The sequence below is a fragment of the Pseudomonas sp. MD195_PC81_125 genome, from assembly GCF_014060985.1.
Classification (GTDB): domain Bacteria; phylum Pseudomonadota; class Gammaproteobacteria; order Pseudomonadales; family Pseudomonadaceae; genus Aquipseudomonas; species Aquipseudomonas parakoreensis.
The window spans coordinates 1-6,717 of record NZ_JABULD010000051.1 but is presented as its reverse complement, the minus strand read 5'-3'; the positions used below and the strand labels follow the sequence as shown (position 1 = coordinate 6,717).

3 protein-coding genes and 6 pseudogenes are annotated in these 6,717 nt (G+C 60.3%); 5 read left to right on the top strand and 4 right to left on the bottom strand.

Going from position 1 to position 6,717, the window contains the following annotated elements; genetic code table 11:
- Window positions 1-70 precede the first annotated feature (70 nt).
- Window positions 71-220, bottom strand: coding sequence for a hypothetical protein (locus HT737_RS32545; protein ID WP_374011129.1), 150 nt, complete (start codon window positions 218-220; stop codon window positions 71-73).
- Between HT737_RS32545 and HT737_RS32540 the strand changes: the two genes are divergently transcribed.
- Window positions 221-364, top strand: a complete 144-nt coding sequence (locus HT737_RS32540; protein ID WP_374011128.1) for a hypothetical protein — start codon at window positions 221-223, stop codon at window positions 362-364.
- 30 nt (window positions 365-394) lie between these two features.
- Here HT737_RS32540 and HT737_RS02625 read toward each other — a convergent pair.
- Window positions 395-1,706: pseudogene (locus HT737_RS02625) on the bottom strand (methyl-accepting chemotaxis protein); the annotation flags it as partial.
- 302 nt (window positions 1,707-2,008) lie between these two features.
- On the opposite strand from HT737_RS02625, the pseudogene HT737_RS02620 reads away from it, so the two are divergent.
- A pseudogene (locus HT737_RS02620) lies at window positions 2,009-2,840 on the top strand (undecaprenyl-diphosphate phosphatase).
- Window positions 2,837-3,265: a DUF1294 domain-containing protein gene (locus HT737_RS02615; RefSeq protein ID WP_182401329.1), complete on the top strand. Its 429-nt coding sequence runs from the start codon at window positions 2,837-2,839 to the stop codon at window positions 3,263-3,265. Before HT737_RS02620 ends, HT737_RS02615 begins: the two are co-directional and overlap by 4 nt.
- A 127-nt stretch (window positions 3,266-3,392) precedes the next feature.
- Here HT737_RS02615 and HT737_RS02610 read toward each other — a convergent pair.
- Window positions 3,393-3,753, bottom strand: a pseudogene (locus HT737_RS02610) (MmcQ/YjbR family DNA-binding protein).
- Window positions 3,750-4,659 (bottom strand): annotated as a pseudogene (locus HT737_RS02605) (LysR substrate-binding domain-containing protein). The pseudogenes HT737_RS02610 and HT737_RS02605 overlap by 4 nt, the downstream one beginning before the upstream one ends.
- 125 nt (window positions 4,660-4,784) lie before the next feature.
- Between HT737_RS02605 and HT737_RS02600 the strand changes: the two are divergent.
- Window positions 4,785-5,397, top strand: a pseudogene (locus tag HT737_RS02600) (FMN-dependent NADH-azoreductase).
- Window positions 5,398-5,635: 238 nt separating this feature from the next.
- A pseudogene (locus tag HT737_RS02595) lies at window positions 5,636-6,674 on the top strand (alpha/beta hydrolase family protein).
- The last annotated feature ends 43 nt before the right edge of the window (window positions 6,675-6,717 follow it).

The window sequence follows — 6,717 nt, the reverse complement described above, 5'->3', positions numbered from 1 at the left end:
ATGTCACCAATGCAGATGTTGACTGACATTACGCCTTCGCGAGCAGGCTCGCTCCCACAAGGGTGAGGGGTCAGACGCGGAACTGGCGCAGAAGCTGATTCAACTGCTCGCTCAGTTGCCCCAGCTTCACGCTCGCCGCACTTGACTGCTCCGCCGCCAGCGCAGTGCTGTGAGACAGGCCGGCCGCCTGCGTGACGTTCTGGTTGATGTCCTCGACCACATGCGCCTGTTGCAGCGTGGCGCTGGCAATCGACGCGTTCAGGCCGTTGAGGTTGCGCAGTGCCTGGCCGATGGCGTTGAGACTGGCGCCGGCAAGGCCAGCCTGTTCAATGGTCAGCTGCGAGGCTTTGCTGCTGTCACCTGATGACTTTCACGGCCGCTTCGGAATGGTTCTGCAGGCGCTCGATCATGGTCTGGATTTCCGCCGTCGACTTTTGCGTGCGCTGCGCCAGCAGCCGCACTTCATCGGCCACCACCGCAAAGCCCCGGCCCTGTTCACCGGCACGGGCCGCTTCGATGGCCGCGTTGAGGGCCAGCAAGTTGGTCTGCTCGGCAATCGAGCGGATCACCTCCAGCACACTGCCAATCTGCGTGCTTTCGGCGGCGAGGGTGCGGATCACTTCGACCGCCTGGTCAATGGTGCCGGACAGTCTGTCGATCTGTTGCAGGCTGCCGTCGATGTTGATCTGGCCCTGCTGCGCCTGGGCTTCGGCATCGCGCATTTCAGCGGCAGCTTGCTCGGCATTCTTCGCCACATCCTGCACGCCGTAGGTGACTTCGTTGATCGCGGTCGCCACCAGTTCCATCTGCTGCGATTGCTGCTGGCTGCGCTGCTGGGCCTGGGTCGCATCGTTGCCCAGTTCGCTGGACGACTGGCCCAGCGCGCTGGCCGAGATCTGCAGGTCACCGATGACCCGGCGCAACTTGGCGGTGAAGGCGTTGAAGTGATGCGCCAGTTGTGTGACTTCGTCTTGGCCATGGGTATCGAGGCTGCGCGTCAGGTCACTTTCGCCGCTGGCGATATTGGCCATGGCATTCACGGTTTCCTGCAACGGACGCACGATGCTGCGGGCAATCAAAATCACCAGCAGGGCCATGATCAGTGCAATCGCCAGGCCGATTACCGAAGCCTTGATCACCTGGCCCTGGAACTCGCTCTGCACATCATCGACGTAAACGCCGGAACCAAGGATCCAGCCCCACGGTTCGAACAGTTTTACATAGGACGTTTTCGCGACCGGTTCGCTGGCGCCGGGCTTCGGCCAGCGGTAATCGACCATGCCCGCGCCTTTGCTTTTGGCGATCGCGACCATCTCGTTGAATACCGCAAAACCGTCCGGATCGCGGATCGCCGAGAGGTTCTGGCCTTCGAGTTTGGGGTTGGTCGGGTGCATGACCATCACGGGGGTGAGGTCGTTGATCCAGAAGTAGTCGCTCTGGTCATAGCGCAGGCCGCGAATGGCGGTCAGTGCCTGCTTCTGTGCGGCGTCGCGGGTGAGGGTGCCGGCGGTTTCCAGGTCGTGGTAGTAGCTCAGCAAGCCGCTGGCGGTCTGCACCACGTGCTGGGTTTTCTGCGCCTTGGCGTGGTAGAGGTCATCGTGGATCTGCTTGAGCATCAACACACCCAAGGTCAACAACATGACCACGGCCACAATCAAAATGAGCCACAAGCGTCGGCTGATCGACACACTGCGCAAGCTGTTCATAACGCTGCCACTCCGATTTCTTTTTCTTGTAATAAATCAACGCCAGCATCCAACCACGTTTGAGTGGTCGGGCATACGCGACCCAAGTCGTATAACGCCACAGCACTATTAAGGCTTGTCTGTTAGGATTTCGGCCCCGCGCGCGAAAACCTGAATCCAAGTTGATATTTCACGGAATTTTGACCGTTTCGTGTGGATGCTGTGCGCGCGGAATCGGTACAGCAACAAACAGCTACGCTGATCGCAGTGAACGTAAAAATATTATCGGGGCATGCCGGCGTGCATCGCTCTTTGGGGGACTGATGGATCTTTGGATCGCTTTGCAGGCACTGATTCTTGGAGTTGTAGAGGGGCTGACGGAGTTTTTGCCCATTTCCAGTACCGGACACCAGATCATTGTTGCCGACTTGCTCGACTTCGGCGGCGAACGGGCCATGGCGTTCAACATCATTATTCAGCTCGGCGCGATCCTTGCGGTGGTCTGGGAGTTTCGTCGCAAGATTCTCGATGTGGTAATTGGCTTGCCGACCCAGCCGAGTGCGCGACGTTTTACTGCCAACCTGCTGATCGCATTCCTGCCGGCGGTGGTGTTGGGGGTGATTTTTGCCGACCTGATTCACCAGTACCTGTTCAACCCGATCACCGTCGCGACCGCATTGGTGGTGGGCGGCGTGATCATGTTGTGGGCAGAGCGCCGCCAGCATGAAGTGCACGCCGAAACCGTGGACGAAATCACCTGGAAAGACGCGCTGAAGGTCGGGTTCGCCCAGTGCCTGGCGATGATTCCCGGCACTTCGCGTTCCGGTTCGACGATCATCGGTGGTCTGTTGTTCGGTCTGTCGCGCAAGACCGCGACCGAATTCTCGTTCTTCCTGGCGATGCCGACCATGGTCGGTGCGGCGGTGTACTCCGGTTACAAGTATCGCCACCTGTTCGTGCCGGCGGATTTCCCGGTATTCGCCATCGGCTTCATCACGGCGTTTTATCTTCGCCATGATTGCCGTGCGCGGTCTGCTCAAGTTCATCGCCAGCCACAGCTACGCGGCGTTCGCCTGGTACCGGATCGTTTTTGGTCTGGTGATTCTGGCGACGTGGCAGTTCGGCTGGGTGGACTGGTCGGCGGCCAAACCATGAGTGATTCCCGCGCACGCCGCCCGGATGGACGACCGTCCGGTGGCGGCATTCAGCATCTGAAACTGAAACTCGCAGTGCTGCTGATCGTCTGCGCGTTGCCGCTGTTCGGCTCGCTGTCGATGTGGCTGCGCGGCATCTCGTTGGTGCCGTTGGCTGCTTATGGAGTCGTCAGTGTGCTGGCGTTTTTCATGTACTGGGCAGACAAACGCAAGGCCCGCGCCGATGCCTGGCGCACGCCGGAGAACATCCTGCATGCGCTGGAACTGGCCGGCGGCTGGCCCGGGGCGCTGATTGCCCAGCAAGTGTTCCGGCACAAGACGCGCAAAGTGTCGTTTCAGATTCTGTTCTGGGTGATTGTGGCGCTGCATCAGGTGTTCTGGATCGACCAGCTGTTTCTGGGCTCGAACCTGCTTTCACTTTTCTGAATCACCACAAATCCCCCTGTAGGAGCTGCCGCAGGTGCGATCTTTTGACTTTTGATCTTGAAAAAGTCAGATCAAAAGATCGTCCGAACGCGGCCCGAGCCTGCGGCAGCTCCTACAAGGATCGGGTTTAGAGCAGTAATCCGATTTGAGTTTTTTTCGGCAATTTGCCCACCACCAACTGATGCGAACGCGTCAGCAATCCCTGCAGTTCCTCGGCGCCCAGCGGGTAGGGCGGGTGCATGATGATCCACTGTGCCCGCGCCAGATACGGCGCCGGGTGAATACCCGGGCGGTCGCAATGGCCGAGAAACAGATCCTTGTCGACCTTGAATGCCAGTGAATCCCCGCGCAGCCCCTGCAAGGCAAACATCTTGTTGCCGGCGATCGAGAACACCCGCACGCCGCCCCCATTTGTAATCCTCGCGCGCGCCCGGCAAGGCCAGGCAGAAGGCGGCGACATCCGCTTCGTTCATCTTTCCCTTGCTCATAACAGCCGCTCCCCACACGCATTGAACGATTCGACCAGATGGTCGATCCACGCCCGCACCGCCGGCATCACCCCGCGCCGGTGCGGATACACCGCCTGCAACCAGCCGCCGGGCAACGACCACTCGGGCAACAGTTGCACCAGCGCGCCGCTTTCGAGATCGGCTTCGCAATACATCATCGGCAGCAGGGTAAAGCCCTGGCCGGCGAGTACGCAGGCTTTGCGCACGATAAAGTCGTCGATGCCCAGACGCGCTTCCATATTCAGCTCGACGCTATTGCCTTGCTGATCAAGCAAACGCACGTGAACCATGCGGTCGGCTTCCAGCGCGCCAAGTACCGGCAGGTTTTTCAGATCCTGCGGATGGGCAATGGTTTTGCCTTCGACAAAGGCCGGGCTGGCCACCACCACCATTTGCGCCTGACGCAGACGGCGGGTGACCAGCAATGGATCTTCATCGCCCAGTTCACGTACGCGCAGCGCCACGTCGAAGCCTTCGGCGACCAGATCCACGCGGCGGTTGAGCAGCACCACCTCCAGCTGCACCTGGGGGGAATTTGCCCAGAAATTCGCTGATTACCCATGGCAACATTTCTCGCGCCAGCCCGGTCGGACACGATACCCGCAAGCGCCCGCGCGGTTCACTGGACATGCTGGCAACGGCTTCGTCGGCCATCTCCGCCTCCAGCAACATCGCCTGACAGTGACGCAAGTAGCGCTCGCCAACAGCCGTCAGGTTCAACTGGCGTGTAGTGCGTTGCAGGAGGCGTGCGCCCAAGCGTTCTTCGAGCTCGGCAATGCGCCGCGACAACCGCGACTTGGGAATGCCCAGCAAGCGGCCGGCTGCCGCAAAGCCACCGGCCTCGACCACTTTGGCGAAATAGTACAGATCGTTGAGATCCTGCATGAAAAGTCCACCGTTCTATCAGTGGGACGAACTATCGCATTGTCGGCGGCTAATCAGCTATTGGTTTCTTCCGTAGGATTGTCTCCATTCCGTCGCCGCCGGCGATTCTTTCCAGGAGATTCCACATGAAACTGCTGCACATCGATTCGAGCATTCTGGGCGACAACTCCGCTTCCCCGTCAGCTGAGCAGCCAGGTCGTCAAAGCCTGGCAAGCCGCAGAACCTGCGGCCGTGGTGATCTACCGCGACCTGGCCGCCGACGCCATCAGCCACTTCTCGTCGACCACTCTGGTGGCTGCCGGTACTACCGCTGAACTGCGCGACGCCGCGCAACAGCACGAAGCCGAATTGAGCGCTTCGACCCTGGCCGAATTCATCGCTGCCGACGCCATCGTCATCGCCGCGCCGATGTACAACTTCACCGTGCCGACCCAACTCAAGGCCTGGATCGACCGCGTCGCCGTTGCCGGCCAGACGTTCCGTTACACCGAAGCGGGTCCGGAAGGCCTGTGCGGTGGCAAGAAAGTGGTGATCGTCTCCACCGCCGGTGGCATCCATGCCGGCCAGGCGAGCGGCATCGCCCACGAAGAATATTTGAAGCTGGTACTCGGTTTCCTCGGCATCACCGACATCGAAATCGTCCGTGCCGAAGGTCTGGCCTACGGTGATGAAGTGCGCAACAACGCAATGAGCGCCGCTCAGGCGAAGATCGCCGAGCAACTGTTCGCCGCTGCGTAAGCATTGCGTAAAGACCAGCTACCGTTCAGGTAGCGCCTCAAAAAACTCTGTATTCTGGTTCTGCAAGGGCCAGGTGCGGAGTTTTTTGTTTCAGACTGTTGCATAATCTGGCCCGGGTTATGCAGTCAAACGATCAACGTCTGAGTGCAACGCCACGCCGGATCACCGAACCTCAGGGTTACGGGCGTGTCGGAACACAAAGGATCTTTCGATTGAGTAACACAGGGTGGGCCATCCGATGATGCGTCTTTGTGCAACGTTACTGATTTGCCTGCTTGGCAGCCTCGGTTCAGTGCATGCCGCGCCCGGGCGACACCCTGTCTGGAGTGTCGGTTACCACGAGATGACATTCCTCGATCCGCTGGATCTGCAACCGATGCGCGCCATCGCCTTCTATCCCTCCAGCGACCGCGAGCACAGCAGCCTGCTTGAGGGCTACACCGTCGAGGCGGGCGCCGACACCAAGGTTGCCATCGGTCGTTTCCCGATGCTGATGCTGTCCCACGGCAACACTGGCACGCCGCTGGCGCTGCATGACCTCGCCACCTCGCTGGCACGCAAGGGCTTTGTGGTGGTCGCGGTGATTCATCCCGGCGACAACTCCAAAGACCACAGTCGCCTCGGTACCCTGAGCAATCTGTATGGGCGGCCAATCCAGATTTCCGAAGCGATCACCGCCACCCTTGGCGACCCGATGCTCTCGCCGTTCGTCAACGCCGATCAGGTTGGGGTGATCGGCTATTCGGCCGGTGGCGAAACCGCGTTGATTCTCTCTGGCGCGCAGCCGGATCTGGATCGCCTGCGCCGGTACTGTCAGGAGCGCCCGGACGACCGTGACGCCTGCAACACTCAGGGCGAACTGATCGTCGATCGTGATGACTTGCAACCGGTGGCCGATCCGCGCGTGCATGCGCTGTTGCTGATGGCGCCGCTGAGCCTCAAATTTGGCCGTCACACCCTTGCGGACGTGCATGTGCCGGTGCTGCTGTACAGCGGCGATGGCGACAAACTGGTGGCGTTCGACAAGAACGCCGCGGCGCTGGCGCGCAAACTGCCAACGGCACCCGACTTCAAATTGCTGGCCGGGGCAGGGCATTTTGTGTTCATGGCGCCGTGCAACGAAGAGCAGATCCGCGCCATGCCGGCGCTGTGCACCGACGCTGACGGCGTGGATCGCGAAGACATCCACCGCAACCTGATTTCCGAGGCCGGACAGTTTTTCTCGCGCACGCTGGGCAGGCCGAGCCGGGCGGGGGATGCAGACCGCGGATCAATAAAGATCAAAGATCAAAAGATCGCAGCCTTCSGCAGCTCCTACCT

Coding starts and splice junctions, on each gene's coding strand:
- HT737_RS32540 (WP_374011128.1), top strand. CDS start 221: ATGCGCCTGTTGCAGCGTGGCGCTGGCAATCGACGCGTTCAGGCCGTT.
- HT737_RS02615 (WP_182401329.1), top strand. CDS start 2,837: ATGAGTGATTCCCGCGCACGCCGCCCGGATGGACGACCGTCCGGTGGC.